Raw genomic sequence first — 1,470 nt, forward strand, 5'->3', positions numbered from 1 at the left:
GGTGCTGCACCCCTAAAGTTAGAGTTAAAAATCTAACTTTAGGGGTGTTTTTTCTATGGTGAAATACAGCGAAGAATTTAAACTGAACTTGGTCAACGAGTATTTGGCTGGCCCGTTGGGCTATCCACTTTTAGCCAAGAAATACGGGATGTCCAGCCATGGGCAGATTGAGCGCTGGGTTCGGGCTTTCCAAGCATTCGGAAAAGAAGGCTTAAGGAAAAAGCAGAAAAATCAGGTGTATTCTGTTCAATTTAAACTGAATGTATTAAACTTTATGAAACAAACAGGCGCTTCCTACCAGGACGCAGCGATTGAATTCAAGATGCATAACCCTACGCTCATTGCGAAATGGAAAAGCGCATTTTTGAAGGAAGGGGCAGGGGGTCTGAGAACGAAAGGACGGTCACCCATGGCGAAAAATCTGAAAAAGAAACCGGCAAAACCTGGTGGGACAATGTCCCGTGAAGAACAACTTGAACGCGAGAATGAGCTTCTCCGGTTAGAAATTGCTTATTTAAAAAAGTTAGACGCTTTCCAGGAGAACCCGAATGCCTACCTCGAAAAGCACAAACAGCGATGGCGTTCGAACTCCAAAAAGAAGGATTCCGATTAACGGATGTGCTAGAAATCGTCAATCTTCCAGAAGCCACATATCATTACCACCGGCAGCGGTTCGATTCGGAAGACCCGGATCTGGAATGGAAAACATTGATTCGAGCACTATTTGAAAAACATGAAGGCCGTTACGGGTATCGCCGGATCCATCTGGAATTAAAGGCGCAAGGGTACGTCATCAACCACAAGAAAGTCCAGCGCCTCCTGAAGGAATTAAAGTTGAAATGTGTGAAGTTCATTCGAAAATCGCGCTATCGCTCCTATAAGGGCAAAGTGGGTACCATCGCAAAAAATCGGTTGAACCGCCGGTTCCACACATCGCACGCCTTGCAAAAGATCGTGACGGACGTCACCGAATTCAAATGTACGGGCGAGGAAAAGCTCTACTTGAGCCCCGTGATGGATCTCTATAACGGCGAAATTATTGGAATGGGCATGTCAAAACGCCCCACTCTCGATTTCGTCCTGGAATCGTTGCATCAAGCTCTGCCCATTATAGGGGACCGGGCTGCTTACCGGACCACCATCCATTCCGACCAAGGCTGGCATTACCAGCACCGGTTATGGGTGAAGACATTGAAGCAGAACCGGATCTTCCAAAGCATGTCCCGTAAGGCGACATGTGCCGACAACGCGGCCATGGAGAACTTCTTTGGCTTGCTTAAACAGGAGATGTATCACGGAGAAGAACTGGTCTCCTATGAAGAATTAAAGCTGAAAATTGAACGGTACGTCCACTACTACAACAACGAACGCATTAAACAAAAATTGGCCGGCATGAGCCCGGTGCAATACCGGACTCATGCCAGCCAATTAGCTGCATAATTGAAACTCTAACTTTAAGGGGTCACTACC

The 1,470-nt window shown here is 46.8% G+C and carries 1 protein-coding gene and 1 pseudogene; both read left to right on the forward strand.

The genetic code is table 11. The annotated features are described in order from the left end of the window. Positions 1–55 precede the first annotated feature (55 nt). Positions 56–613: a helix-turn-helix domain-containing protein gene (locus NLX67_RS22530; RefSeq protein ID WP_254313629.1), complete on the forward strand. Its 558-nt coding sequence runs from the start codon at positions 56–58 to the stop codon at positions 611–613. After that, positions 571–1,440 (forward strand): annotated as a pseudogene (locus NLX67_RS22535) (IS3 family transposase); the annotation flags it as partial. The gene NLX67_RS22530 and the pseudogene NLX67_RS22535, both read left to right, overlap by 43 nt. Between the last annotated feature and the right edge of the window lie 30 nt (positions 1,441–1,470).

It is taken from the genome of Domibacillus sp. A3M-37 (genome assembly GCF_024213455.1).
GTDB lineage: Bacteria > Bacillota > Bacilli > Bacillales > Domibacillaceae > Domibacillus > Domibacillus tundrae.